Genomic DNA, 23015 nt, shown 5'->3' with positions numbered 1-23015 from the left:
ATTCACTAGCAGGCTAAGATTTAGGAAGGCAGCTAAAAATGAGCTTCCCGGCACGCATAGACGTCCACCAGCACATCGTCCCGCCGGTCTGGGCGAAGGCCCTGGACACCCGCGGCCTCGACTCCGGCGGCTGGGCCATCCCGGCCTGGAGCGCGGCCGACGCGATCACGATGATGGACGAGCAGGGCATCGCCACCGGCGTCCTCTCCGTCACCGCGCCCGGTGTCCGCCTCGACGACGACACGGTGGGGGCCCGCGCCCTGGCCCGCGCCGTCAACGAGTACGGGGCCGAGACGGTCAAGGACCACCCGGACCGCTTCGGCTCCTTCGCCTCCATCCCGCTGCCGGACGTGGACGGCGCACTGGAGGAGACCGCGTACGCACTGGACACCCTGGGCGCCGACGGTGTGGTGCTCATGTCCAACGCCCAGGGCCGCTACCTCGGCGACCCGGACTTCGAGCCGCTCTGGGCCGAGCTGGACCGGCGCGAGGCGGTCGTGTTCATCCACCCGGCACAGCCCCCGATGACGCTGCTTCCCGGCACCCCGGCCCCGCTGGCCGACTACATCTTCGACACCACCCGCACCGCCCTGAACATGGTGCTCAACGGCGTCATGAGCCGGCACCCGAAGGTGAAGGTCGTGCTGTCCCACGGCGGCGGCTTCCTCCCGTACGCCGCCTACCGGTTCTCCGGTCTGACCTCGACCGTCATCGACACCGGCCGTACGGACGAGGACGTCCTGCGCGACCTCAAGCGGTTCTACTTCGACACCGCCCTGGCCGCCAGCCCCAGCGCGCTGCCCTCACTGCTCGCCTTCGCCGAGCCCGGCCACGTCCTCTACGGCAGCGACTGGCCCTTCGCCCCGCAGAACGCCGGCAGCTACTACAACCACTTCCTGGAGACCTACCCCGACTTCGCCCCCGGCCAGGCCGAGGCGATCAACCGCGGCAGCGCCGAAGCACTCTTCCCCCGCCTCGCCCGCCGACGCCACCGCACAGCCCGGTCATGATCGGCTTTCGGGGATCGACTCCGTGGCCCACCATGGAAGACACTCCACAAGCGTCTGGAGGCGTCACACCATGCGCCGCGAAGACCTTCCGGCCCCGGCGTCGGGGCTGCTCCTCACTCACTTCCTCACCGTCGCGGACGTCCCACGCTCGCGCGCCTTCTACGCGGATGTCCTCGGCGGCGAAGTCGTCCTCGACGAGAATCCGTGCATCGTCAAACTCGCGAACAGCTGGCTGATCATGAACCCGGGCGGCGGCCCGACCCCGGACAAGCCCGATGTCACCCTCCACCCGCCGACCGATCCCGACACGGCGACAAGCTTCCTGAACATCCGCGTGGCCGACATCGAGAGCGCCTGCCGCGAATGGAGCGCGAAGGGGGCCGAGTTCCTCACCCCGCCGATCGACCGGAAGGCGGAGATCCGCTGCTACATGCGCGACCCGGACGGCTACCTCATCGAGGTCGGCCAGTCCACGGGACTGCTCGACGGCATCCTGGCCGACCCGCCCGCCGGACAGAACTGAAACGGGCCCAGACGAAACGGAGGACGCCATGGCGGGTGAGACACCGGTCCGCGAAGACGACCATCTGCTGACACCGGACAACGCCGTGCTCGTGCTGATCGACTACCAGCCGGAGCAGGTCGGCACCGTCGCCTCCATCGGGCACGCCGAACTGATGCTCAACGTGACGGCCGTCGCCCGTGCCGCCACCGCCTACCGGCTGCCGGTCGTGCTCTCGACCGTCGGCGTACGACTCGGCGCCAACAGCGGCACCGTCGAGGAACTCCGCGAGGCTCTTCCGGATACGGAAGAGATCGACAGGACGACACTGAACTCCTGGGAAGACCCGGACTTCCGTTTCGCGGTGGAAGCGACGGGCCGCAGAAAGGTCATCATGACCGGCCTGTGGACCGAGGTCTGCGTCGCCTTCCCCACCCTGGACATGCTCCGGGAGGGCTACGAGATCTACCCGGTGGCCGATGCCATCGGCGGGGTCAGCCCGGCCGCCCATGACCACGCGATGCAGCGCATGGTCCAGGCCGGCGCACAGCCCGTCACCGCCATCTCCCTCACCGCGGAACTGCAGCGGGACTGGGGCCGCGCCGGAGCGGACAACCTCCGCTCCATCCTGCGCTGGTACTTCCCCCGCCTTGGCGAGATCCGCGCTTGACGGTCCCGCGATACCCGCGTCCCCCAGGCCAGAACGATTCTTCCTGGGGCCGACGGTGGGGCGGGTGGGACTCGAACCCACGGCCGACGGATTATGAGTCCGCTCAACTCATTCCGCACAGGTCTCCACCCGTCCCCACGGATGCCTAATCGTGCAGGTCAGCATGCTGGTTCATCCTCACCAGTCCGCACCAGTCCGGTGCGTTCCCTGACGGTCCGGGCAACATCTGGGCAACGGCGAGGCACCTATCGCCGCAGACAGGGCCATCACGTAGAGCAATCACCAGCCTGATCAGCCCCGTTTGCGAGATCAACCCGTTCGCGCGTCGGAGTGTCTTACCGAACGACAAAAGGCCCTACCCCTTGACGGGGTAGAGCCTGAACGTACGTACGGCCTGCTCAGCGACCGTTCCCCATAAGGCTACCGGGTGATGCTCAACAGCGGGAACAGACCGTACAACTTGCTCGGTCGCACCTCCGGAGTGTCGATGTAGCCGCAGCCGTGCGGGCAGGGCACCCACTTCCACGGCTGCACGCGCGGTCTGCGCGTGGACTCGGGTGCACGGTCAGGGTCGTCGGCTTTGCAGCGGCGCTGGATGTGGCCGCGTAGGCCGCAGCCGCTGCACAGGCCGAAGGCGTCGCGGTAGGGGCCGCAGCGTTCGGCTTCGATGTCGGCGATCTCGGGCGGCAGTACGGGGTGCGGGTAGGGGCGTCCGCTGCCGTCGGCAGGTTCGCCGTTGTCGGGGTTGAACTGGTAGGCGCGCTCTCCGGGCCGTATGGGGATCGACCACCAGGGCTGTGTGGGGTGGGTGGTGAGGAGGTGTCGGGTGTTGCGTTTGATGCCTGCTTGGCGCGCGATGACCCACAGGCGGCCGTGGAAGGTGTGGTGGGCCTCGGCGAGTTGGGTGATGTTGGGGCGCTGGGCGCCGGCGAGTCCTTCGGAGAGCTGTCCGGAGGCGAGGAGGTCGAACAGCTCCTGCTTGGTGCCGGTCGTGACGATGGGGATGCGGTCGAAGGGGATGCCGTTGAGCGGGATTGCGGACATGCGGTCTCCAGGGTGGGGCGGCCCGGCTGGGGGCCGGGCCGCTGTTCGGTCGGGTGCGGTCAGCCGGTGATGGTGCCCATGGCGGTGATGAGGGCCTTGATGTTGGCCGCGGTGGTGCGGTCCTCGGTCGGTCCCCAGTGGCCGGTGAGGATGGTGTCGCCGCGGTCGTCGAGGGTGTAGGACCAGCTGCCGGAGAAGTCGTTGAGTAGCAGGTGGGCGGTCTCCGTGAGCTGGATCGAGGAGGCCCAGCAGTTGCCGCCCGTGTTGATGGTTGTGGCGTTGACGCCGAGCGCGACGAGTGCGGCGGTGAGCGCATCGCATGCCTGGAGTTCGCTGCGCTCCGGGGCGGAGGTGTCGGTGGCGGTCCGGGCGGGTTCCGGGCTGCTGGGGAGTTTGGCGGCGCGGTTGCGGGCGACGAGGACGTGGCTGCGGATGCTCGTGGTGAGTGCGCGGGTGATGACCTCCTCGATGTCGTCGGGGTCGACGCCGCGGTCTCGTGCCTGCGTGGTGAGGCGGTTGGCCAGGTACGCCGTGTCCTTGTCTGCCTCGTCGAGCAGTTGGTCGATGGTGAGGCCTCCGAGCCTGGGCATGGGTTGTCCCTCTCTCTGTGTGGGGCCGCCCGCCCTGGCGGGGCGGGCGGCCTAGTGGGTTCAGGTGGTGGCGCGCTTGCGGGCGGGCCGGGACTTGGACGCGCCCTTGTCGGCGCTGGCGGCGGCGCGCGGCTTCCGTGCGGTGCGCTTGGCTGCGGGGCGCGCCTTGGCCTTCGGCTGCGGCTCGGGCTCGGTCGCGGGCTCTACGTCGGGCTGCGGCTCGGGCTCGGTCGTGGGCTCGGGCTCCACCTCGGGCTCCGGCTCCGGCTCGGGCTCCGACTCCGGCTCGGGCTGCACCTCCGGCTCGGGCTGCGCCTCCGGCTCCGGCTCCGGCTCCGGCTCGGGCTGCGCCTCCGGCTCCGGCTCCGGCTCCGGCTCGGGTTCGTCGTCCAGGTCGACGCCTTCGTCGATGGCCGCGCGGACGGTGGCTTCGACGTCGAGGGGGTCGGCGTCGTCTGCGGGGTCGGGCTCCCAGGGGCGGTGGCCGACGAAGAGGGGCTTGGCGTCGAAGGCCGGGACGAGGTTGCCGTGGATGGCGTAGTACAGGGCGGCGGTGGGGTCTTGGTCCGAGTCGAGGCTGTCGATGTTGACGGCGTGGTGCCAGCGGTGCCCCTTCGGCAGGGGCTGGATCTCGGCGTCGGGGGTGGGGGTCGGGGTGGTGCCGCCGGTGGCCCAGGTCTGCACGGTCCTGCCGTTGCGGATCATCGTCATGCCGATGGTGCGCTTGTGCGGGCCGACGAGTTCGATGATGCCGACGGCGGAGAGGGTGTCGTCGGTGTGCCAGGGGGCTCTGAGCAGTTCGGCGACGCCGCGGGCGCACTGGTACAGGGCGCTGTTGGTCAGTTGCACGGTGACTCCAAGAGGTCGTGGTGCGGTCGAGTTGGTGGGTGCGGGTACGCGTCGGCCCCGCCCGGTTGGGCGGGGCCGGCGCGAGGGGACGGGTCAGATGGAGCGGACGCTGTCTCCGTCTTTGAGGAGCATCGAGAGGGTGGAGCCGCTGTCCCAGTCGATGTCGAGGTGGCTGATGTCGGGCGTGTAGGCGACGACGGTTCCGTGGTCGCCTTGTCCTGTGGAGGGCCCCCCTTCTGTTCTTATTCTACGCGCATAAAGGGCAGGGGTCAACCAAATTTTTCGCGTTCGTGCAGGTCAGGCCGCCTTTTCGTCTCCGCGTATGAGCCGGTCAGCGAGTGCGATCGCCTCCATGTAGGCGCTCGCCACGGTCAGGCGCCCCACGAGCTCGTCGCGCTCCTCGATGAGCTTGACCCGCTCACGCGCGGTGCGCTCGGGCAAGTCCGCGTGCGCGAGGGTGTCACCGCACGAGATGAGGACGCTGGTGCCCAACCCCCACACGATCGCGTTGACGGCGGCGCCCGCCGCGGCGATCGGGTCGAGCTCGTTGAGCGCCCATCCGAAGTCGGCCGGGTCCCGATCCATGTGGCGCAGGTGCTGGGCGAGGGAGCGGAACATGCCTCCGGTGCCTCCGGCCGGTTCGTGGAACCACTGTCCCGGCTGCGGGTCGTCGCAGGTCATGGCGGCCATGAAGTCGCAGACCTCGGGCGGGGTGTGATACTCGCCCAGGCCCTGGCGGGCGCCGTGCGAGCGCAGCGAGGTGATGGTCCACGACATGAGGTCGGTGTCGGCGCGGTGCCACGGGTCGGGGTCGCCGGTCAGTTCCAGTACGCCGTAGCGGATGGCGGTCTCGGTGACGCGGCGCGCCGCGTAGACGGTGTCCTTGTCGGTGTCCTCGGTGAGCCATCGCATGAGGGGTGCCATGCGGGCGGCCAGGTCGGGGCGTTGGGCCCAGGTGTGGGCGTAGACCTCGCGGAAGCCCTGGATGAGTTCCCAGTCGGTGCAGGTGGTGATGATGCGGGTGATGTCGGCGGTGTGGCCCTTGATGGGGAACAAGGCGAGCGCGGCGACGATGCTGACGGGGATGTCGATGTGGTGGCCGCTGAGGGAGGTGGCGTGCCAGGTGTCGGCGACGGCTTCGCCGAGCTTCTGTCCGGCGTCGCGGGGGTTGCGGGCGAGGGCGGCGATCGAGCGGATGTGTGCGGGTACGGCGGTGCGCTGGGCGGGCAGGGCGGGGCCGGGCTGCTCGAACAGGCCGCCGGGGTCCGGCAGCGGCGCGGGTACCGGCCGTGCCGGAGCCGGTGCAGGGCGGGCAGGCGGCGCGGGCGGGCGGGCGGCGGGCCGGGCGGTGAACGTGGCGGGGACGGTCTCTTCTTCGGCGGCGCCGAACAGGTCGAGCTGTTCCACGGAGGGCTCCTCGGGTGTGTGGGTGTGGGGGCGCCCCGCGGCCCTGGCCGGGTGCGGCCGGGCGGCGGGGCGCCGTGAGCTGAAAGGGGGTCAGTCGGTCCAGGCGGCGAACAGGAGCGGCCGCCAGGCGTCACCGGGGCCGGGGACCAGGACGCTGATGCCGTCCGGGCGCAGGACGTAGGCGTACTCCAAGTCGCCTCCGGCGCTGCCGCGTTCGGTGTGTGTGCCGGTGTCGAGGGTGCTGTCGCCGTGGCAGAAGCACTGGCCGTCGTCTTCGGCGTCGGGGAGGCTGACCCAGCCGAAGGGGTGGTCGTCGATCAGGACGGTGAGGGCGGCGTCGACGTCGCCGGCGTGGCGGTGGGTGACGTAGTGGCGCAGGGCCTGCAGTTGCGTGTCGGGGTCGCCGTCGCGGTGGACGTAGCGTCCGGCGAACCCGGCGTCGGTGGTGGGCCGGGCGACGAGGGATCGGGTGGTCATGCTGGCTCCGGGTGATGAGGGGGCCGGTACACCGGCGGGTGCGGGTCCCCCGGCCCCGGGTGCGGACAGGGGTCAGGCGGCGTTGTCGAGGGCGTGGACCACCAGGGCGACGGCCTGCTGGCGGCGGCCCGCCTCGCAGAGGGCAGCGTGTTCGGTCAGGACGGTGATGGTGCGGGGGCGCAGCACCTGGAGGTACTGATCGAACGTCAGCGCCGCGTAGCCGAGGGGCCGGTGATGCCAGGCGGCAAGCAGCATGGCGCGTACGAGGGTGCGCACCCGCTCGCTGTTGGCGCCGGTGGGGAGCGGCGTGCAGGGGGGTGTACGGCGGGGGCGGCGGGCGCGGGCCCGTACTTCTCGGATGCGCTCGACGTCGTGGATCAGGCGGGCGAGGTTGCAGGCGTGGCGCTCGCCGGTGGCGCGGACGTCGTAGACGCCCAGGCCGGCGACCCACATCTCGGCGCGCAGGGTCGCGTCGTCGTCGTAGTCGGTGGGGGCGGGCTCCACGGCAACGATGCGCATCGAGATCGGCTCGTCGCGGAAGACGACGATGTAGTGGCCGAGGGGTCTGGGTTCGGTGTTGTCCATGGGTGTCTCCAAGAGGTCGTCGGTCGGGGAAGGACGGCGCCCCGCCCCCGGCTGGTGCGGGGGCGGGGCGCTGGTGCCTGAGCGTTCAGCTCAGGCGCTTGAGCAGAGCCACGAGGACGTTCGCGCTGAAGTCCATGTCCGCGGCCCGGTGCGGGTGGTCCGCGACGGGCGCGAGCAGGTCGACGAGGACCTGGCCGAGCGCGGCCGGGAGCAGTTCCTGCCAGGTGGTGAAGTCGTGATCCGTGTTCGAGGCCTCGTGAGCGTCGTGGAGGACGTCGGAGATGAGGTTGTCGGTGGCGCGGATCTCCTGGTCGGAGAGCCCGTAGGCGGTGAGCTGGGCGAACAGGTTGTCCAGGATGGTGGCCGGCTGCTGCATGGTGTGTCCCTCCCGATGGCCGGGAGGGGGTGGGCGTCCCCCTCCCTCTCTTGTTCTTATTCTACGTGCATTGGAGGTGTATGTCCAGATCCCTGGGGGAATCTCATATTTTGGACAGGAGATTTTCAGGGGGTGCGGGCGCCCGGCAGCGCGGCCACGAGCACCGTCGCGTTGCCCGCCTCGCCCTCGCGGGCCATCGCCGCGCTCACGGCCTCGGCCACCAGCGTGGCCGCCGCGTCCCGCTCGGTGGTCGCGACTGCCATCAGGTCCCGGATCAGGCCGGGCGCGCGGCTCTCCAGCGGGTGATGGACGCCGTCCGAGCACAGCAGCAGCCGCGACACCTGCCGGGCCTCGACCTCGACCTGCCCCACCCGCCCGTACTCCAGGTTGGCCAGGACGGTGCGGTGGTCCCACTCATCGGGGACCAGGCCGACGTTCAGCTTGTCCTGCGCCTCGCTGTGATCGCGCGTCAGCCGGGTCAGCCGCCCGCGGGGGGAGAGCGCGTAGGCGCGGGCGTCCCCCGACCACGCCACCTGCAGCGTGGGCGCGCCCGGCTCGAAGACGGCCACGACGGCAACGGCCTCGGCCTGCATTCCGCCCCAGCGGTGCGGCGCGGTGTTGATGAGGTGGCGTATCTCGGCGATGGCGTTGCCGGGGCGGCCCATGCGGGCGGCGGTGCGGGCCAGTTCGGGCGCCCAGCGCCGGACGTGAACGCGCACGTCGTCGCTGTCACCGATGCCGTCGAGGAGGGCGAACGCCCACCGGCCGCTGGCGCGGTCGCGGGAGACGGCGTGCATGTCGCACTGCTCCTGACGGGTGCCCTGCAGCTGGACGGCCGAGACCTGAGGGCCGGTCAGGATGGTGGCCTGGGCGAGCAGTCCGGCCATGCGGGTCACCTCGGTGACGGCGTCCTGCGACGGGGAGCGCAGCACGTCGTCCAGGTCGGCGGGGCCGGTGATGACGACGGGGCCGCGCAGGTCGGGGGCGGGGGCACCGCCCGCCAGGCGGGTCCAGGCGATGCGGGCGGGCTCGTTGACGGCGCGGGGTGCAGCGGCGGTGCCGGTGTGGGCGATCAGGTGCAGGCCCAGCGGCCACGCCTGCGCGGGGCCGGTGAGCAGGTCGTCCAGGTGCGCGGCCTGCCGGTCGGCGCTGGTGCCGATGTCCAGGGGGCGCAGGGTGCCGTTGGGCAGCACGTACAGGGCGTTGGCGGTGTCCATCACGGGTGTCTCCAAGAGGTCGTGCGGTCGGCTGCGCCGGGCGGCCGGGGTGTGGGTCCCTGGCCGCCCGGTGCGGGCGTTCAGCCCGCGAGGCTGTAGCGGGTGGCGAGTGCGACGACGAAGCCGGGCAGCTCGTTGTGGATGTCGTGGGGCACTGCGGTGATCTCGCCCGCGCTCTCGCCCTCGCCGCACAGGCCGGTCAGGACGACCGGGCCGCACAGCGGGTACGGCAGCAGAGCGCGGCGTACCGAGCTGACCAGCGCGGTGGCGTACAGGTTCGGGGTCAACTCCAGCGCGATGCCGTTCTCGTTGACGACAACGCCCAGGCGCAGCCCGGTCGGGCCGGCGTAGCGGGCGATCTCGGCCAAGCCGTCGACGTGCTCCATCAGGGCGGTGCGCCGGGCATCGCGGTCGGTGGGCAGGTCGAGGCAGGTGAGCGTGCCGTCGACGTCGAGGCGGACGGCGTGGAAGGTGGTCATGGGTTTCTCCCCCAGCAAGTTGGCGGGGCCGCCCGGCCGGGCGGCCCCGAAGGCAGTCAGGCGGTGCGCAGTCCGAGGGCCATCTCGGTGAAGGCGATGCGGGCGATGCGCAGTTCGTGCAGGACGCTGTACTCGTCGAGCTCGGCGCGGGCGGCCATCGCGAGCAGGCAGGCGAGCATCGGCTCGGGCAGCTTGGCCATCCAGCTGGCGTACGGGTCGCCGTAGCCGGTCTGGCGCCAGGCCTGGTGGAGGGCGGAGGCGACGGTGGCGGCGGCGCTGGACGCCGACTCGGCGTCGAGGTCGAAGTGTTCACTGATGACGGCGGCCAGGTCGCCGTTCGGGGTCGTTCCCATGACGTTCTCCAAGAGGTCGGGAAGTGGTCGAACGTTGTGGCACATCCGCCGCCCGCCCCGGCGTGGGGCGGGCGGCGGATGTGCGGGTCAGAACCAGAAGTCGCGATAGGCCTGGAGCTGGCAGAACGGCTCGGTCATCGCGCCGTGGCTGGAGTGGGCGCAGGTGACGGAGTCGACGAGGCCGCGCTCGTCGTGAACGACAGCGAGTGTGACACGCACCTGGTGGTGGGCGAGCTCCGCCGAGACGCGCAGCACGCGCCGGTCGTTCTCGTCGGCGCGGGCGTAGCGGACGTCGCCGACGCGCGCCACGTTAAAGAGGTGTTCGTCCAGTTCACTCTGGAAGTGCCCCATGAGAGGAAGCCAGGCCATGTCGTACCCCAAGAGGTCGGGATGGAGGGGGGCCACTCCCCCCTCCCTTATGTTCTTATTCTAGTTGCACAAAGGGATGGGGGCAAGATTCTTCTCGAAGTTTTCCCAGGTCAGAGCGGGTATCGGGGTGCCGGGGAGGTCGGGCCAGGCGACTGCGCCCAGCGCACGGCGGTGGCTGTCCGGCACGACCGTCAGCGGCCATCCCGCCCAGTGCAGGCCCATCGCCGCGAGGATGAACGCGTCCGCCTTGTCGTAGCGGCCCGGCCCCTCGCACTCGATGCCGTACCGCTCGGCGACCGCGTCGCGCACCATGCCCTTGGCGATGCGCGCCCGCTTCTCCTTCGGCGCGTCCTTGGCCGGGTAGGCGTGCCCGGTCGCGTAGATGGTGCGCGCGTGCGGGTTGGCGACCGCGTACGGGATCCGCCGCTCCCACAGGTCCTGCGTGATCTGCCACCACAGTCCGGCCAGTTCGTGGTGGCCGGCCTGGGCGCCGCGCCCGTACGCGGCGCCCTCGATGACGACCAGGTCGGCCATGCGGGTGCGCTGGCGGACCTCGCTGCGCAGCCAGCGCAGCCGGTGGTGGCCGCGCCCCTTGCAGCGCAGCGCGTCGGCCCAGCCGTCGCCTGCGATGCCCGTGCAGGTCAGCGACGGGTCGATGCCGATGACGAGCGGCGGCGGTCCGCCGGGCTCGAACATCGGTGAGACGGGGGCGAGTTGAGGTGCCGACGTCACGGCTGCGGCCTCCAGGGGTTCGGTGGTGCGGGCGGGTCAGTGGGGGTGCGGGGCGGGCTCGTCCTGCCCGGCGGCCCTCTCCTCCAGCGACCAGCGCACGAGGCGGGCGGCGTCTCCCAGCAGCGCGATGACCGAGTGCTGGAAGTCGTGCGGTGCGGCGGACAGCGTCGTACCGAACAGGGCGCGACACATGGCCGTGTCGCCGTTGGCGTAGGCGGCCAGGAACCGTAGCGAGAACACGTGCGCGGGGTGCTGCGGGCCGCTGCCCGGGTCCGGCGCGGCCAGCGCCCACACCGTCTCGGGGCCCGGCTGCCCGTACACGTTCTTGAGCGCGGTGTGGGCGGCCTCGGCCAGGCCGACGCACACCCCGTACATCTGCGTGTGGTCGCTGAACGCGAAGATCTCTGCCATCAGGTCCATGGCGGCGTCCGCGTCACGGTCGACGGTGTGCCGCAGCACCTGCATGGTGGCCGCGGCGCGCTGGGAGTGGTCCATCGGAAGGTTCCTCGTCTCGGTGTCGAAGCGGTGCGGGCGGCCGCGCCCCGGTGGGTGCGGCCGCGGTGGGCGGTTCAGGCGAACAGCAGGTTGTCGGCGTAGGCGCGGCCTCCGGCGGCCCACGCGAACGCGATGACGGCCTGCTTGCGCGCGGTGCCTTCCAGCAGCGCCAGGTCGGACAGCGACATGACGTGACGTCCGGTCAGGGCGAGGGCCAGGCGCAGGATCTGCCAGTCGGCCTCGCTGCCGTCCATGCGGCCCTCGAAGGCGCCCAGGCATGCGGCGGCGGTGTTGCGCCAGTGGATGCCGGGACCGTCGGCGCTGTCGGTGAGGAATCCGGCAGCAACCAGCCGGGGCAGCCAGTGCCCGTGGGTGTCCAGCAGCCACACGGCGGCGTCTTCCTGCCGGGTGGTGGCGGGCTCGGCGGTCAGGCGGGCTATCAGGTCGCGGTACTCGTCCACGGTGTTCTCCAAGAGGTCGCAGGTCATTGGGTGGTGCGGTTTCTGGGCAGGTGGCCCACGTGCCAGCCGTGGCAGGAGCGGCGGCGGCAGCGGTAGACGTTGAGGCGGACGGCGCCCTGCTCGATGAGGCGGGCTTTGTGCTCCTCGGCGTCCGGCCTGGTGGGGTGGCGGATCTTCCCGGCGCAGGCCCGGTTCTTCGTGCGGATCACTCGGTTCCCTTCCAGCGGGGGCGGGCGGGCCCGCCGCCGGGTGCGGCGGGCCGTCGGGGTCACGCGGGGGTGAAGTCGAGGTCGAGCCGTCCGTCGTCGCGTGCCTTCTCCTCGCGGCGCCGCTTGGTGGCCTCGCGCTCGGCCGACGCGCATTCGGGGCAGACCCGTTCGCCGTTGCGTCGGTGGTCGCGCTCTCCGCCGCTGGTGCCGCACGAGGCGCGCAGCTTCGGCTCGGACAGCTCCTCGTCGCGCGCCCCGGACACCACGGCGATGACCTCGCCGCCGCACCACAGGCGTCCGCCGGCGACGCCGTCGAACTTGGCCTGGTGGGGCTTGACCAGGGCGATGCACTCGGCGCGGAAGTCGCAGAAGCGGCACACCTGCAGGTGAGGGCGGCACATCCGCTTGAGCGCCGTGGAGTTGCGCCACTCGTTCTCGCTGGGCGCGAAGCCGGACATGAGGCGGCACGGTGCGCGACGCGTCCACGCGGTGTCGCTCACGCCTCCTCCCCGGCCGTGTAGGAGGGGACAGGGACGATGGCGGTGATACGGAAGCCGGTGTCCACGGGGGGAACGTCGCCAAGGTCGACGAACTGGTGCTGTCGGCTCTCCGGCTCGTCCTCGTCCGGCCGCCAGGTGAGGGTGTCGGGCAGACCTTGCACGGTGCGCGCCTCGTCGTTGCAGTGATCGCGGGCGGCGTCGGGGTTGGTGTAGTAGCCGAGGTGGATGCCGACGTAGGAGGCGATCCACACGGCATCGGCCAGCGCCACGGGGCCGGCGGGGTCGGGTGCATGAGCGTCGGTCGGCGCGCCGGCGCGGACGTACTGGAGCGTGTCGGCGCTGTGGTGCAGGAGCGCGGCTATGGCTTGGCTGTCTGTGCTCATCAGCTCTCCAGGAGGTCTGTGGGGCAGGGATGTTGGGCGGGCCGGGGGTCCGGCCCGCCGTGAACCGAGGGGTTAGAGGACGGCCTTGATGCGCTCGCCGATGTGCCGGGCGACGTTCACCGACACCGCATTACCGGCCTGCATGGTCTGTTCGGCCTGGGTGCCGAGCACGATGTAGCGCCGGTGGAAGCGTTGGGCGAGCAGCTGCTCGCGGGGCTTGAGCATCCGGAAGTAGCAGTCCTCCACCGCGGGGGCGCTGCGCAGCACGGCGGCCGAGTCGCGGGTGGACAGGGTGTGCACCGGTTCGGCGGCCGTCTTCACCGCCGTCTTGCGGTAGGGGATGACGAGCGTGTTGCGCAGCTCGTCGGGCACAGGGCCGCCGGGGACGACCAGGCCGTGGTGGTTGCCCTGCGCGGTGAGCCCGGACAGCGGGTCGCGGGCGAGCGCGGGCTTCGCGTGGTTGCGGTAGGTGATGACGAACGGTTCGGGGTCGACCGTGACCAGGGCCTCGCTCTCGCGGGTGAGGCGGGTGCGCATCGGCTCGGCGGTGTCGCTGCAGGCCGTGTTCCAGCTCCCGCCCGTCGGCACGAGCAGCGCGTCGCCCTGCTTGATGGTGCGGGTCGGGAAGGGGCGTTCGGCGACCGCGTACGCGCGGTCGGTGCCGTCCTTGCCGTGGTTGATGGAGATGGAGCTGGGCTGGTGGGGAAACTTGGCCAGGCCCGCGCGGATGCGGTCCATCGTGGTGTCCACGAGCGGCTTCTTGCGGTCGCCGATCCGCTGGCCGATGTCACGCCAGTCGATGACGGAGGCAGCCGGGCGGACGTAGGGCTCGACGACCGCGTGACGGCAGCGCCGGTTGGGGCAGCGGAACTCGTAGTCGCGGCCGTACTTGCCGATGCGCACCCGCGCGTCGAACGACGCCTTCGGCGCGGTGTCGAACCACGACTTCTTCGCGGCGACGACGCTGTCGCACTCGAAGCAGTAGGCCTGCGGGCGCGGCTCCAGGTCGGGCTTGGGCATCCCCTTGAGACGGAATTCGAGGTAGATGCGGTCGCGCCACTGCGGGGCACGCAGGTTGTCGTCGTCGCCGACGTGCGCGGAGGTGGTGCACAGGACCTGCGGCTTCTCGTAGCCGAGCGCCATCATCGCCTTGATCCAGGTGGCGAACAGGATCCAGTCCAGGGCGAATTCGACGACGTTCTCGATGACGACGTACGGGAACCGCTTGGCCTCGCAGGCTCGCACCACGCACCAGGCGGTGGCACGGGTGCGCTCGAAGGCCTCGGGTGTGAGTGCCTGGAAGTCCTCGGCCTCGTCCTCGCTGAGGAGTTCGAGCAGGTCGATTTGGTCGCTCTGGCGCTGGCGTCCGCCGGCGGGGCTGATCTCGGTGCAGATGATCGACGCCCACAGCAGCAGAGCCTTGGGCAGGAACCGCATCGGGTAGCCGGTGACGTCGGCGACCAGGTGCTCGATGCCGGGGTGGTTGGCGGTGTGGCTGTCGATGGCTCTCTGCCAGTGGTTCATGGCGAGCTTGCCGATCCAGCCGGACTCCACCAGGCCGGAGGAGGAGCCGCCCGCTCCGGCGAGCAGGTCGTTGAACGTCGGCGATTCGATGCGGGGAAGAGTGATGAGCACGAGTGGTTCTCCAAGAGGTCAAGGTCGCTGCCCCCGCCGGACGGGGCGGGGGCAGCAGGGTTCTGCGGGTGGCCGGTCAGGGCCCGGCGGCGGGGTCAGTGGACGAGGAAGCCGCCGCGCTCGCGGGCGCGGCGCAGGTAGTCCACCCAGTGCGGCCACAGGCCGTCCTGCGGCTGTTCGGGCGCCCGGCCGAGGGCGGCGAGCGCCGCCGTGATCTCGTTCGGGGTCACCTGCCAGGCGTCGTTGGTGCGCAGCTTGTAGGCGGGGATGCCCTGCGGGTCGTCGGCCTCTCCGGTGCGCGCGGCCCGCTCGCCGTCCACCTGGCGTTGCACGCCGGACGGCAGTTCGGCGCCGGAGGCAACCAGCGCGCGGGCCTCCTCGACGCTGACGCCCATGTCGTCGGGGTTGGGCCAGGCCGGGTGGGGCAGCTCCACGGCCATGCCCAGCTCGGTCATGGCGTCGATGAGGGACGGCATCGTGAAGTAGCCGATGCGGAAGTTGTGCGGCTCGTCCTCGCGGGGCTCGGCGAAGGTCAGGTCGTAGCCCATGTGTTGCTCCAAGAGGTCGGGGGCCCGGCCGCCGGGTGCGGCGGCCGGGCAGGACGGAACGGGGGGAGTGGGGTCAGACGGTGCGGGCGCGCTGCAGGAAGACGACCTGCAGGGCTTCGCGGCGCTTCCAGACGCTGATCGGCCACTGGTCGCCGCCCTGCTGGTGCACGCACTCCCAGCCCGCCTCGCCGAGCAGGTAGGTCTGCCAGCCGTACTCCTTGACCGCCTCGGTGTGGCCGTCGATGGAGTCGCCCAACCCCCGCCGCAGCGGCGTGTGCTGGGGGGTGACGGTGAAGCTGGTGACCCGGCGGACCCGCTCCGTCGCCTTCAGGACGGCGCTCAGGGTGCGGCCCGCGTCCCTGGTGCCGTCGTCGGGCCTGACCGTCAGGTAGGCGGCGATCGCTTCGAGCAGCGGGGCGACGTCGCCGCCGAAGCGGGCCTGCTCGCCGGACTCGGTGGAGTCGTAGAACGCCTCGTCGAAGGTCGGGTTGTCGCCGTGGCCGCGGCTGGCCATCCAACCGGTGACGTCGTTGAGGCGGTCGGGCAGCCCGTCCTCGTCGTGCAGGAGCAGGTGCGAGCCGTCCGGCAGGTCGACGGTGATGACGGTGTTGCCGCCGCAGGTCTCGATGTCGCAGACCAGGCCGGCGGCACGCAACGGGGTGGTCACGGACTCGAACTCGGCCCACAGCGACTGCCATTCGGGGCGGCTGGTGCGGCCGTGGTCGGGGCGCGGCGCGAGCTTCATGTGGATCTCCAAGAGGTCAAGTGGTCGGAACAGTACAGAGTTGTGGCACATCTGGGAATGGGTGGCAGGGCGTCCCGCCACCCATTCCCGGCGGGGTTCACGCGTTGCGGTCACCGATGCCCGCGAGCTCGTCGATCACGATGCCGATAGCCAGGGCGAGCCCGTCGGCGGCGAGCTCCGGGTGCTTCTCGCGCGCTTCGATCATCACGCCGAGCTCCTGCAGCCGCTGCGTGACCTGACCGGCATCCCGCTGGTAAGCGCGGGCCAGGCCGGTCAGGAGGACGATCGCGCACTCGTCTACCTCGCGCACCTTGGGCATGTGTTCTCACCTTTCGCGTGACGGAAGGGGCGGCGCCCCTCCCTCTCTTATTCTTATTCTACTTGCATTCAGTGGGTGGGTCCACTTTTTTCTCACCAGGGCCGGATCTTTTTTGCGGCGCCTGGCTGCTCTCCCGCAGCCGCGCCCGCCCCTCGCGCAGCAACTGCCGGACCTCGGAGCGGGCGGCCTGCACCTCGTCCGGACGCTCCCGCACCGCCTGGGCGGCAGCAGCAAGGTCGGCCTGGTGCGCGAGCAGCTTCTCCCGGTCGTGCTCCCTCTCGGCCGCCGTCTGCGCCCGCGCAGCGGCCTGCTGGACGGCACGGGCACTCGTCCCGCAGCCACGGCAGTTCGCAGCGGGACGAGCGTGCTTGGCGCATCCCCCACGTGTCTCCCCTGTGGCGTCAGCCGTGGGGGGAGGGGGGGGAAGGAAGGACAGAGGAAGGAGAAGGAAGAGAAGGGGTTTCACCGGTGAAACCTCCGGGGTTCCACTCGTGAAACCCACTGGGTTCCACCGGTGAAACCCTGTCTTCGGCCTCGGGAGGGTTCCACCCGTGAAACCCTCCCGGATCGGCCGGTGCCTCCTCCGGCTCCGGCGCCTCCTCCGGTTCGGGTGCGGGCTCCCCTTCCGTCTCGTACTCGCGTCCCCCCTCCCCCGCCGCACGCTGGCGCGCGTCGACGTCGGCATGTGTCATGGCCGGTTTCGACGGGGCGGCACGCTGCACACGGCGGGCCTTGCGCGGGTTCTTCGGCAGTGCCGCTGTCATCGCGCAACGAGCGTCCAGGTCGTCGTTGCTGGGGATCGCGGGCACTCCCATCGGGAAGACCCGGTAGGTGGCACGGCGGCCGGAGCGGCCCACCTCCACACGCTCCACCAAGCCCTTGCCGACCAGCTCGGTGACGATGGTCATGACCCGCTTCTCGCTCACCCCGACCCACGCGCGCAGCCGACGGATACCGGGACGGGCGAGGCGCGTCTCATCGTCGGCGGAGTCGCAGATCTTCATCAGGGCCAGCTTCTGCCCCTGGTTCACGACGTCGTCGCCGAGATAGGCCGCCACCACCATCAGGTGTATGGACAACGGATTCCCCTCCTGCGGGCACACGGCCGCCCGCCCGCACTGCTGGCGGGCGGGCGGCCGCGATCCGGTTCAGGCCCGCACGGGCTTGATGTTGATGGTCGTGGGCGTCTTCGCCGTGGTGGTCTTCTCCGGGATGGGCAGCCCGGCCGCCTTGAGGTTGGCGACCATCGCCTTCTCGTTGGGCACCATCGGCACCACCAGGTCGGCTTCCTCGTGCAGGTCGACCATGGCCTCCACGTCGGCGACCCTCTTGGGGTTGCCGCCCGTCCACGCCAGTTCGTTGGGCCCGTAGATGCCTGCGGGAGAACCGTCGATCATCTTGCGGGCCTTGGCCTTGACCTTCTTGCCCTCGGTCTCCAGCTCGTGGCCACGCACGTACTCCTGCAGCGCGTGCGCCCGGTCGGCGTCGTCGTGGACGAGGATCGTCTGCACGGGGGCGCCGGGACGCTCGGGCAGACCCCAACACGCGGTCCTGAACGGGCAGTAGTCGCAGATCGCGTCCAGGCCCGGCCCGTCGAAGTCGCGGCGGGCCTGCTCGGGCGAGGTCAGCTCACGCACGCCCTGCACCCACCAGCGCGCCCTGGTGGCCTCTGCCGGATCGAAGTCGAACTCCTCGACGTGCTCCTCACCGTTGTCGCGGTTGACGAACCGGAAGCGGATGCGGGCCACCTCGAGCGGGCCCAGCCGGGCCAGGTACCGCTGTCCGGGCCTGTCCTCGAAGCCGACCGTGCGCAGTAGGTCGGCGTACAGGTAGACCTGGCGCAGCTCGGCGGCGGTGGGCCCGTAGCGGCGCACCTTGTCCCACAGCCACGTCGACTTCGTCTTGACGTCCTCGACGGTCACCCCGTCGGGGGCAGCCACCAACGGCCGGTGGCGGGCCGGGACTCGGCGGGCGGTGTCCGCGTCGAGCTGTACGGCGTCGACGTGGCCACGGATCGAGGGGTCGGCGACAGCCTTCTCCACCAGCCAGCCGTACTCGGTGCGGGCGGCACCCAGCAGCCCTTCGTGGATGTAGGTGCCCAGGATCGCGGCCCGCTTGTCGCTGTCGTCGGTGGGCGGGGTCTGGGTGAGGATGTAGGCGGCGCGGCGCTCGCACACGGTGTCGGAGGCGCCGAGCTGCGTCTGTATCGAGCGCGGGCGTCTGGCGTCAACTACGTGCGCAGCCGTCCACAGGCTCGGGACGGCTTCCACAGGTTGTGCGGTCATGGATGCTCCAAGTCGAAGAGCGGGGCGGGCCGTGCCCGCCCCGCCGGAAGTCAGCGGCGGGCGGCGGCCGTTCGCTTGGCAGTGCGCTTGGCCGTGCGCTTCGCGGCTGGCTTGGCAGCCGGGCGGGCGGCGGGCTTGGCGGGCGGCTTCTCCGCGTCCTGGCCGCCGTCCCCCTCCTCGTCGTCGCTGTCGCCGGCGCTGGCCTGGGTGCGGCGCTCGGCGGCGGCGCGCAGCCGGTCGGCATCGCTGGCGCGGTGCTGGCCCATCTCGGTGGGCGGGTTCTCGATCGCCGAGACCTTGCGTTCGATGGCGGCGCGCACGGCGACGCACTCGCCGCGCGTGAGCCCGGCGTCGTCCTCGGCGGCGTCCCACCACAGCTGCCGTAGCTTGGCGACGTCCTCCAGCTCGCCGACGTCGTGCTCGTCCAGCCAGGCCTGTACGCGGTCTCCGACGAGCGCAGGCATCTGGCGGGGTTGGGACTCCACCGAGCAGCCGAGCCGGTTGAAGACCAGGTCCTCGATCGTGAAGTCGGCCAGCTCCAGCGGTTTGCGGTCCTCCACGCGCAGCCGCAGAGAGCGGGCCTTGATGACCTGCGGGGACCGCCCGCGCCGCATGCGCACCCACACCGAGCAGTCGAACGCCAGGTCCTTCTGTGCCTGGACCTTCCACTCCTTGAGTGCGCGGTTGCGGTTGTCGGTGACGGGTCGGCCGTTGTCGTCGATGGCGGTGATCTGCTTGCCGCGTGCGGTGATGATGGCGATGCCGGGGAACGTCTGCAGCAGGTGGATGACGTCGAGCCAGCGTTCGGTGGCGTCGTTCCACAGGTTCATGCCGACGTCGATCGCGGCGTCGGGGTCCTCGGCCAGCGCGTCGGCGTTCTTGCGTCCGCGCCGGGCCCGCTCGTGCGTCCAGGTCTTGAGCATCCGCCACAGCGAGGTGCCCGAGTCGACGGACAGGACGACGGGCGGCCGCCCGGCCGCGGCGGCCTGCCGGGCCACCTCGTAGACGGCGCGGGTCTGTTCGAGGATGTCGCGGTAGGTGCCGTCGTGGTCGATGATCTCGTAGTCGGCGCCGGGGATCGCCGCGTACTCGTCGGCGCTGCCTTCGGCCAGGTCGATCCAGTACATCTGGCCGATGCACGGCGAGGCGGAGAACTCGGCTGCCGCGTACGTCTTTCCGGCGCCCTCCTCACCTTCGATGAGGATGAGCGGCCAGGGGACGATGCCAGTCGGTTTGCGGGTCTTGAGCTTGATGGCCACTGAGGCTTCTCCAAGAGGTCCGTGGTCTCATGCGGCGCGCAGCGTCCTGGTCTCGAACAGGGGCGCCCACTGGGGGTGCCGGTCGATCAGGAGCCGGACGTAGCGGCTGCGGAAGTTGTTGTTGAGGCGGAAGGCATCGCCGTGGGTGGCCTGGCCGTAGCGCCAGCGCAGGAGCTCGAAGAGCATCCCGATGCCGACACGGCGAAAGCCCTGGGCGACGCAGTCCTCGATCAGCGCCTCCAGGTGCCGAAGCACCCACGGGTTGAGGGCGTTGAACTCCTCGAACCGCTGCTGGATGGACTGACCGGGGACAAGGGCGGGCTGGAGGACCGGGCCGATGTCGTCCAGGCCCGGCAGCCGTTGCTGTTGAGCGGACACGCACACCCCCGCAAAGAAGCACTCACGAATGTTGTGGCACATCTTTACGGATAGGTGACGGACGATCAACAGCCACCTCCGCCAATCCGGACGAGCTCGGACCGAGCGCATACACACCTCCCAACGCGAAAAGAGCAGCACCCCCGGCGGGAGCACTGCTCTTATTCTACTAGCTTTTGCGTGGGGTGCCCCACTGTTTGTGCAGGTCAGACGGCCTTCTTTGCGGCGAGACCACGGGCGACGATGCGGGATCCGGGGCCGTCGTAGCGGCGCTGGCGCAGCGCCGCCTCGACCTGCGGGTCCACCGCCCACGACAGCGTGCGGGCCTTCGCCTGCAGCTGCGGCGCCCCCTCCACGACCGTGTCGAGCAGCCACAGCGGCGAGCCGGACAACTGGTAGTCCGCCTGCAGGAACTTGTCCTGGCGCACGAACGCCGACATGTTCTGCTGGCTGGTCATCCCGAACAGCTGCGTGACCTCCTGCAGGCCCACCACCGGCGGCAGTTCGTCGACGTCCTTCGCCCACCAGCCGGGCTCCTGCTCAGCGGCCAGCCGATCCAGGACGCCCTCGTCGACCTGCTTGGGGCGGGGCCTGCTCTGCCCGTAGTCCTTCACGAACGACAGCAGCCAGTACGGCGATCCGGACACGATCACCGCCCGCTCGTAGTCGAGCGCACCGCGCGCCACCCACTGGGTGACCTGCGTCGGGTTCACCCCGTACGCGGCCCCGAATTCCTGCCTGCCCGCCAGGAACGGCTTCCTCGCCACTGTCAGACCCCTCTCCCACGCCGATGATTGCCACTAGATTCTAACCAGCGGGGGTGTCGCAGACCGTCTCACGTGAGGCCCGGCAGCCGGCGGCGGCCTCCTCTTGGATGCCCAGGCCACGAGGCATTAGGGTGGGCCATCCAAGAGGTCGAGGCCCCCATCCCTGCGATGGGGGCCTTGGTCTTTCTCAGCCCAGGGCGTCCTGGTACTGCGGCGGCTCGGCGTAGCCCAGCAGCCAGCCGAACCGCGAGCTGATGTGGAGCTCGGCGAAACGGAACACGGCGTAGTAGACGGCGGCGAATGCCGACGTCAGCGCGGACACGACGAGGGCACTGTCGACCTGGATGCCCAGGCGCACGGCCTGCGTGACCAGCCAGCCCGCGGCGATCGAGGCGAGGGTACGCACCAGGGACAGCAAGTAGTTGTAGAGCACGCTCATGACTCCTTCGGCTGGCGGGCGATCGCGGCGTTCGCCCAGAACATGACCTCTTCGAGACGGCACATCGCCGCCTGCTTCTCCGCGCCGGCGGGAAGCTGTTCGTCCAGGTACAGGCCGAGGTCGAGGCACATGGTGCGAACGTCCTCGTGCTCCTGGCGGCGGGCGGTGGTGTCGGCGGGGTGGAAGGTGAACCGGCGGATGACGTCGGCGGCGCTCACTGCGAGCCGCCGTAGGCGCGGGTGAACAGGTAAGCCCAGCCGCGCGGCCCGATCGCCACATCGCGGGTCTTGCCCTCGGCCTTGAACTGCGGGTGCGCGTCGTGGAACGCGGCGACGCCGGACTCGGTGCGCTTCCCGTAGTGGTCGGACAGGTCCTTGTCGCTGATCGTCATGAACCCGGCGGCGCGCAGCGCCTTCTGCAGCCTCTTCGCGGACGGCCGGGACTTGCCGGGGGCCAGGCCCGCGGGGAACGCCGGCGGTGTGTACGGCGCTTCGGTGTCCTCGGGGGCTCCGGCCCACTTCTTCCAGGCGGCCACGGACGACATGTTGATCACGTTGACGTCGGTGTGGTTCTTGATGCCGTACTGGTGGATGACCCAGGAGTGGGTGACGCGCGGATGCCCGGCCGGCGCGCTCGGGTCGGCGATCCACAGGCCGTCCGCGCAACCGCTGCTGTCGTCCCGGTTCTTCCAGAAGTCGACGTTGCAGTACAGGAGGAGCCGCAGGTCGGGGCGCAGCCTCTTGACGGCGCGCAGGAACGCGTCCTTCTCCGCGCACGTCGCCCAGGTGCGGTCGGTGGTGGTCTCCCAGTCGCAGGCGAGGATGTCGCCCGCCTTCGGCGCGGCACAGCGCAGGAAGTACTCGGCCTGCGCCTGGATGTTGCCCGGCCACAGGAAGTGGTACCAGCCGACCGGCTTGCCCGCCGCGCGGGCCGCCTTGGCCTGGCTGGACCGCTTCGGGTTGGCGTAGGTGCGCCCCTCGGACGCCTTGATGATGACGATGTCGGTGCCGGACAGGTCCGGGTTGGGCTGCAGGCTGCTGACGTCGATGGCCTTGATCACGAGCGGTCTCCTTCACTGTTGAGCTGGATGGCGTCGATGCGGGAGCGCAGCCGCTGGTAGGTGGCCAGGGTCATCAGGCCGTCGCCGTGATCCCCCCAGCTCGCCGACCATGAGTTGCGGAAGCGGATGACGGTGGACTCGGGCTCGATGCGGCCCGCGTGGTCCTGGACGACCCGCTCCAGGCCGGTCACACAGATCTCGTGGCCTCCGGCCAGGGCGGAGGACGCCCAGTTGCCGGAGTCGACGAAGCCGTACGCGTCGGGCTCGAACCAGGCCTGGAACCAGGGCACGCCCAGCAGCAGCGGCCCGGACTGCAGCAGGGAGGCGATGTCGGTGGCGGTGGCGGCGTGCCGGTAGGAGCCGATGAGGCCGCGCCGCTTGAGGGTCTTGGCGATGCCCAGCCCGGACGATCCGGCATCGTCCGGCGGGAACGTGCCCGCGAACTCGTCGACACCGGTGGCCTGCGCGTACAGGCCGATCGCCCACTCCTCGGCGGCCTTGGCGCTACTCAGGTCGAGGCCTGCGCTGCGGGCTTGGCCGTCGTCGAGCAGCAGCGACACCGCGGCGGTGCCCGCGTTGCCGGTACAGCTGCCCAGCGCGTCGACGTCCTCGGCGCCGGCCACGAGCCGGGAGACGCGGATGCCCTGCGCGAGCAGGTCCTCCTGGTCGAGGACGGGGATGCGCGGGCTGTGCTCGACGGGCTTGAGGGGTGCCCCGTCGTGGCGGTGCAGCCACGGCAGGGAGCGGGCATCGAGGACCTGGTGGCGGCCCAGCTTGGTGTGGTGGTCGTAAAGGTGGATGAGGGTGCCGTGTTCAACGGGCACGTCTGGTGCCGTTTCTCCCCCGCGCCAGACGGTTGGTGCCGAACGGGT

The 23015-nt window shown here is 70.8% G+C and carries 33 protein-coding genes and 1 tRNA gene; 3 read left to right on the top strand and 31 right to left on the bottom strand.

What is annotated here, in order from left to right; translation table 11 throughout:
- Nucleotides 1–38: 38 nt before the first annotated feature.
- The 3 genes from ACFYWS_RS20775 (at nt 39) to ACFYWS_RS20765 (ending at nt 2182) form a co-directional block, all read left to right on the top strand.
- Nucleotides 39–1010 (top strand): amidohydrolase family protein, encoded by a 972-nt coding sequence (locus ACFYWS_RS20775; protein WP_389278468.1) that lies wholly within the window; start codon nt 39–41, stop codon nt 1008–1010.
- Between the two features lie 70 nt (nt 1011–1080).
- A complete protein-coding gene (locus tag ACFYWS_RS20770; RefSeq protein ID WP_389278465.1) occupies nt 1081–1533 on the top strand; it encodes a VOC family protein in 453 nt (150 codons plus the stop codon).
- A 28-nt stretch (nt 1534–1561) separates the two neighbouring features.
- Nucleotides 1562–2182, top strand: a complete 621-nt coding sequence (locus ACFYWS_RS20765; protein ID WP_389278462.1) for an isochorismatase family protein — start codon at nt 1562–1564, stop codon at nt 2180–2182.
- 56 nt (nt 2183–2238) lie between these two features.
- Here the strand turns inward: ACFYWS_RS20765 and ACFYWS_RS20760 are convergent.
- From ACFYWS_RS20760 to ACFYWS_RS20610, 31 genes are all read right to left on the bottom strand, one after another.
- Nucleotides 2239–2318, bottom strand: a tRNA-Ser gene (locus ACFYWS_RS20760).
- A gap of 284 nt (nt 2319–2602) precedes the next feature.
- Nucleotides 2603–3226 (bottom strand): hypothetical protein, encoded by a 624-nt coding sequence (locus ACFYWS_RS20755; RefSeq protein ID WP_389278459.1) that lies wholly within the window; start codon nt 3224–3226, stop codon nt 2603–2605.
- Between the two features lie 59 nt (nt 3227–3285).
- Nucleotides 3286–3816 carry a hypothetical protein gene (locus ACFYWS_RS20750; RefSeq protein WP_389278456.1) on the bottom strand — a complete coding sequence of 177 codons (531 nt, stop codon included), beginning with the start codon at nt 3814–3816 and terminating at the stop codon, nt 3286–3288.
- Nucleotides 3817–3876: 60 nt separating this feature from the next.
- Nucleotides 3877–4665, bottom strand: coding sequence for a hypothetical protein (locus tag ACFYWS_RS20745; protein WP_389278453.1), 789 nt, complete (start codon nt 4663–4665; stop codon nt 3877–3879).
- A gap of 297 nt (nt 4666–4962) precedes the next feature.
- Nucleotides 4963–6072, bottom strand: coding sequence for an N-6 DNA methylase (locus ACFYWS_RS20740; RefSeq protein WP_389278450.1), 1110 nt, complete (start codon nt 6070–6072; stop codon nt 4963–4965).
- A gap of 90 nt (nt 6073–6162) precedes the next feature.
- The gene (locus ACFYWS_RS20735; protein ID WP_389278447.1) at nt 6163–6549 is read right to left on the bottom strand and encodes a hypothetical protein; all 387 of its coding nucleotides are present in this window, start codon (nt 6547–6549) and stop codon (nt 6163–6165) included.
- Between the two features lie 72 nt (nt 6550–6621).
- Nucleotides 6622–7134 carry a hypothetical protein gene (locus ACFYWS_RS20730; protein ID WP_389278444.1) on the bottom strand — a complete coding sequence of 171 codons (513 nt, stop codon included), beginning with the start codon at nt 7132–7134 and terminating at the stop codon, nt 6622–6624.
- A gap of 85 nt (nt 7135–7219) precedes the next feature.
- Nucleotides 7220–7510, bottom strand: a complete 291-nt coding sequence (locus tag ACFYWS_RS20725; protein WP_389278442.1) for a hypothetical protein — start codon at nt 7508–7510, stop codon at nt 7220–7222.
- A gap of 125 nt (nt 7511–7635) precedes the next feature.
- Nucleotides 7636–8727 (bottom strand): PP2C family protein-serine/threonine phosphatase, encoded by a 1092-nt coding sequence (locus ACFYWS_RS20720; RefSeq protein WP_389278439.1) that lies wholly within the window; start codon nt 8725–8727, stop codon nt 7636–7638.
- 80 nt (nt 8728–8807) lie between these two features.
- Complete coding sequence (locus ACFYWS_RS20715; RefSeq protein WP_389278436.1) at nt 8808–9206, bottom strand: hypothetical protein; 399 nt, start codon at nt 9204–9206, stop codon at nt 8808–8810.
- A 56-nt stretch (nt 9207–9262) separates the two neighbouring features.
- Nucleotides 9263–9559, bottom strand: coding sequence for a hypothetical protein (locus ACFYWS_RS20710; protein WP_389278433.1), 297 nt, complete (start codon nt 9557–9559; stop codon nt 9263–9265).
- An 87-nt stretch (nt 9560–9646) separates the two neighbouring features.
- Nucleotides 9647–9928, bottom strand: a complete 282-nt coding sequence (locus ACFYWS_RS20705; protein WP_389278430.1) for a hypothetical protein — start codon at nt 9926–9928, stop codon at nt 9647–9649.
- Nucleotides 9929–9988: 60 nt separating this feature from the next.
- Nucleotides 9989–10660 carry a hypothetical protein gene (locus ACFYWS_RS20700; protein ID WP_389278427.1) on the bottom strand — a complete coding sequence of 224 codons (672 nt, stop codon included), beginning with the start codon at nt 10658–10660 and terminating at the stop codon, nt 9989–9991.
- A gap of 36 nt (nt 10661–10696) precedes the next feature.
- Nucleotides 10697–11155 carry a hypothetical protein gene (locus ACFYWS_RS20695; RefSeq protein WP_389278424.1) on the bottom strand — a complete coding sequence of 153 codons (459 nt, stop codon included), beginning with the start codon at nt 11153–11155 and terminating at the stop codon, nt 10697–10699.
- Between the two features lie 74 nt (nt 11156–11229).
- Complete coding sequence (locus ACFYWS_RS20690; RefSeq protein WP_389278421.1) at nt 11230–11616, bottom strand: hypothetical protein; 387 nt, start codon at nt 11614–11616, stop codon at nt 11230–11232.
- A 23-nt stretch (nt 11617–11639) separates the two neighbouring features.
- Nucleotides 11640–11825: a hypothetical protein gene (locus tag ACFYWS_RS20685; RefSeq protein WP_389278418.1), complete on the bottom strand. Its 186-nt coding sequence runs from the start codon at nt 11823–11825 to the stop codon at nt 11640–11642.
- Between the two features lie 59 nt (nt 11826–11884).
- Complete coding sequence (locus ACFYWS_RS20680; protein WP_389278415.1) at nt 11885–12325, bottom strand: hypothetical protein; 441 nt, start codon at nt 12323–12325, stop codon at nt 11885–11887.
- A complete protein-coding gene (locus ACFYWS_RS20675; RefSeq protein ID WP_389278412.1) occupies nt 12322–12708 on the bottom strand; it encodes a hypothetical protein in 387 nt (128 codons plus the stop codon). Before ACFYWS_RS20675 ends, ACFYWS_RS20680 begins: the two co-directional genes overlap by 4 nt.
- A 72-nt stretch (nt 12709–12780) precedes the next feature.
- On the bottom strand, nt 12781–14343 hold the full coding sequence (locus ACFYWS_RS20670) for a DNA cytosine methyltransferase (RefSeq protein ID WP_389278409.1): 1563 nt from the start codon (nt 14341–14343) through the stop codon (nt 12781–12783).
- Between the two features lie 95 nt (nt 14344–14438).
- Nucleotides 14439–14891 carry a hypothetical protein gene (locus ACFYWS_RS20665; RefSeq protein WP_389278406.1) on the bottom strand — a complete coding sequence of 151 codons (453 nt, stop codon included), beginning with the start codon at nt 14889–14891 and terminating at the stop codon, nt 14439–14441.
- A 73-nt stretch (nt 14892–14964) separates the two neighbouring features.
- Nucleotides 14965–15636 carry a hypothetical protein gene (locus ACFYWS_RS20660; protein ID WP_389278403.1) on the bottom strand — a complete coding sequence of 224 codons (672 nt, stop codon included), beginning with the start codon at nt 15634–15636 and terminating at the stop codon, nt 14965–14967.
- Nucleotides 15637–15733: 97 nt separating this feature from the next.
- On the bottom strand, nt 15734–15955 hold the full coding sequence (locus ACFYWS_RS20655; RefSeq protein ID WP_389278400.1) for a hypothetical protein: 222 nt from the start codon (nt 15953–15955) through the stop codon (nt 15734–15736).
- Nucleotides 15956–16356: 401 nt separating this feature from the next.
- A complete protein-coding gene (locus ACFYWS_RS20650) occupies nt 16357–17019 on the bottom strand; it encodes a helix-turn-helix domain-containing protein (RefSeq protein WP_389278397.1) in 663 nt (220 codons plus the stop codon).
- A gap of 84 nt (nt 17020–17103) precedes the next feature.
- Complete coding sequence (locus ACFYWS_RS20645) at nt 17104–18240, bottom strand: PD-(D/E)XK nuclease family protein (protein ID WP_389278394.1); 1137 nt, start codon at nt 18238–18240, stop codon at nt 17104–17106.
- A 50-nt stretch (nt 18241–18290) separates the two neighbouring features.
- A complete protein-coding gene (locus ACFYWS_RS20640) occupies nt 18291–19499 on the bottom strand; it encodes an AAA family ATPase (RefSeq protein ID WP_389278391.1) in 1209 nt (402 codons plus the stop codon).
- Nucleotides 19500–19526: 27 nt separating this feature from the next.
- Entirely contained in the window at nt 19527–19877 is a 351-nt protein-coding gene (locus ACFYWS_RS20635) for a hypothetical protein (protein WP_389278388.1), read from the bottom strand.
- A 206-nt stretch (nt 19878–20083) separates the two neighbouring features.
- Nucleotides 20084–20644, bottom strand: a complete 561-nt coding sequence (locus tag ACFYWS_RS20630) for a hypothetical protein (protein WP_389278385.1) — start codon at nt 20642–20644, stop codon at nt 20084–20086.
- Between the two features lie 187 nt (nt 20645–20831).
- Nucleotides 20832–21083 carry a hypothetical protein gene (locus tag ACFYWS_RS20625; protein ID WP_389278383.1) on the bottom strand — a complete coding sequence of 84 codons (252 nt, stop codon included), beginning with the start codon at nt 21081–21083 and terminating at the stop codon, nt 20832–20834.
- Nucleotides 21080–21301, bottom strand: a complete 222-nt coding sequence (locus tag ACFYWS_RS20620) for a hypothetical protein (RefSeq protein WP_389278380.1) — start codon at nt 21299–21301, stop codon at nt 21080–21082. Before ACFYWS_RS20620 ends, ACFYWS_RS20625 begins: the two co-directional genes overlap by 4 nt.
- A complete protein-coding gene (locus ACFYWS_RS20615) occupies nt 21298–22143 on the bottom strand; it encodes a GH25 family lysozyme (RefSeq protein ID WP_389278377.1) in 846 nt (281 codons plus the stop codon). The genes ACFYWS_RS20620 and ACFYWS_RS20615 overlap by 4 nt, the downstream gene beginning before the upstream one ends.
- Nucleotides 22140–22967: a hypothetical protein gene (locus ACFYWS_RS20610; protein WP_389278375.1), complete on the bottom strand. Its 828-nt coding sequence runs from the start codon at nt 22965–22967 to the stop codon at nt 22140–22142. Before ACFYWS_RS20610 ends, ACFYWS_RS20615 begins: the two co-directional genes overlap by 4 nt.
- Nucleotides 22968–23015: the final 48 nt, after the last annotated feature.

This window comes from Streptomyces sp. NPDC002795, from assembly GCF_042888725.1.
In the GTDB taxonomy this organism is placed as follows: Bacteria; Actinomycetota; Actinomycetes; order Streptomycetales; family Streptomycetaceae; genus Streptomyces.
This window is presented reverse-complemented; position numbering and strand designations above follow the sequence as displayed.

Excerpts from the sequence above, each read along its gene's own strand:
- ACFYWS_RS20775 (WP_389278468.1), top strand. The coding sequence starts at position 39 with ATGAGCTTCCCGGCACGCATAGACGTCCACCAGCACATCGTCCCGCCG.
- ACFYWS_RS20770 (WP_389278465.1), top strand. The coding sequence starts at position 1,081 with ATGCGCCGCGAAGACCTTCCGGCCCCGGCGTCGGGGCTGCTCCTCACT.
- ACFYWS_RS20765 (WP_389278462.1), top strand. The coding sequence starts at position 1,562 with ATGGCGGGTGAGACACCGGTCCGCGAAGACGACCATCTGCTGACACCG.
- ACFYWS_RS20755 (WP_389278459.1), bottom strand. The coding sequence starts at position 3,226 with ATGTCCGCAATCCCGCTCAACGGCATCCCCTTCGACCGCATCCCCATC.
- ACFYWS_RS20750 (WP_389278456.1), bottom strand. The coding sequence starts at position 3,816 with ATGCCCAGGCTCGGAGGCCTCACCATCGACCAACTGCTCGACGAGGCA.
- ACFYWS_RS20735 (WP_389278447.1), bottom strand. The coding sequence starts at position 6,549 with ATGACCACCCGATCCCTCGTCGCCCGGCCCACCACCGACGCCGGGTTC.
- ACFYWS_RS20730 (WP_389278444.1), bottom strand. The coding sequence starts at position 7,134 with ATGGACAACACCGAACCCAGACCCCTCGGCCACTACATCGTCGTCTTC.
- ACFYWS_RS20725 (WP_389278442.1), bottom strand. The coding sequence starts at position 7,510 with ATGCAGCAGCCGGCCACCATCCTGGACAACCTGTTCGCCCAGCTCACC.
- ACFYWS_RS20720 (WP_389278439.1), bottom strand. The coding sequence starts at position 8,727 with ATGGACACCGCCAACGCCCTGTACGTGCTGCCCAACGGCACCCTGCGC.
- ACFYWS_RS20715 (WP_389278436.1), bottom strand. The coding sequence starts at position 9,206 with ATGACCACCTTCCACGCCGTCCGCCTCGACGTCGACGGCACGCTCACC.
- ACFYWS_RS20710 (WP_389278433.1), bottom strand. The coding sequence starts at position 9,559 with ATGGGAACGACCCCGAACGGCGACCTGGCCGCCGTCATCAGTGAACAC.
- ACFYWS_RS20705 (WP_389278430.1), bottom strand. The coding sequence starts at position 9,928 with ATGGCCTGGCTTCCTCTCATGGGGCACTTCCAGAGTGAACTGGACGAA.
- ACFYWS_RS20695 (WP_389278424.1), bottom strand. The coding sequence starts at position 11,155 with ATGGACCACTCCCAGCGCGCCGCGGCCACCATGCAGGTGCTGCGGCAC.
- ACFYWS_RS20675 (WP_389278412.1), bottom strand. The coding sequence starts at position 12,708 with ATGAGCACAGACAGCCAAGCCATAGCCGCGCTCCTGCACCACAGCGCC.
- ACFYWS_RS20665 (WP_389278406.1), bottom strand. The coding sequence starts at position 14,891 with ATGGGCTACGACCTGACCTTCGCCGAGCCCCGCGAGGACGAGCCGCAC.
- ACFYWS_RS20660 (WP_389278403.1), bottom strand. The coding sequence starts at position 15,636 with ATGAAGCTCGCGCCGCGCCCCGACCACGGCCGCACCAGCCGCCCCGAA.
- ACFYWS_RS20655 (WP_389278400.1), bottom strand. The coding sequence starts at position 15,955 with ATGCCCAAGGTGCGCGAGGTAGACGAGTGCGCGATCGTCCTCCTGACC.
- ACFYWS_RS20650 (WP_389278397.1), bottom strand. The coding sequence starts at position 17,019 with ATGGTGGTGGCGGCCTATCTCGGCGACGACGTCGTGAACCAGGGGCAG.
- ACFYWS_RS20645 (WP_389278394.1), bottom strand. The coding sequence starts at position 18,240 with ATGACCGCACAACCTGTGGAAGCCGTCCCGAGCCTGTGGACGGCTGCG.
- ACFYWS_RS20625 (WP_389278383.1), bottom strand. The coding sequence starts at position 21,083 with ATGAGCGTGCTCTACAACTACTTGCTGTCCCTGGTGCGTACCCTCGCC.